General features: G+C 34.0%; 1 protein-coding gene. It reads right to left on the reverse strand.

Annotated features, from left to right (window positions below):
* Window positions 1–297: 297 nt before the first annotated feature.
* Window positions 298–592, reverse strand: a 295-nt coding sequence (locus ACRCJ0_RS18615; RefSeq protein ID WP_431391676.1) for a phosphoribosyltransferase family protein, incomplete at its 5' end; no start/stop codon positions are given.

The raw sequence follows: 592 nt of genomic DNA on the forward strand, positions 1-592 counted from the left end.
GCTACCTCCATGATGTAGTGGGTGATTACATGCGAAACTACAATCATAAACATCGCAATAATTCGAAGCAATTCAAAGTTTTGTTGTCGTTCTTTCATCTCCACTTACCTTTCCAAATTGAAATATTAATACTCATAATAAAATAGTCTATCACTTTGAATAGCTAAAATATAGAACATTACATATATTTCACAAAATAAAATGGTATTTGGACTTTTAATTTCTATTAAAATAACCAGAAAAAAAGACCTATAATCCTTGTTTTTACAATGGTTTACAGGTCTCTTGCAATTTCCATTAATCTTTAAACATTGTACCAAGCGTTAATTCGAATCCTTTGGCAAATGAAGGGTCTTTTTGCACTTTAATCAGTGACTCGTATTTAAAGTCGATTTCACGGTCTGGGGTATCAGATTCACACAATACGGCTATCCCAGCACACGTTGAGTTAAATTCTTTCAACATTGAATTCATCCCAGTAATTGTTCCCCCACCATTCAAGAAGTCATCAATTACTAATACGTGCGAACCTTGTGGTAGTGAAGACTTTGTTAATTCCATTTTTTCTACGCGGGTTGTCCCTTTGGTAGCA

The sequence above is a fragment of the Aerococcus sp. L_32 genome, assembly GCF_050689315.1.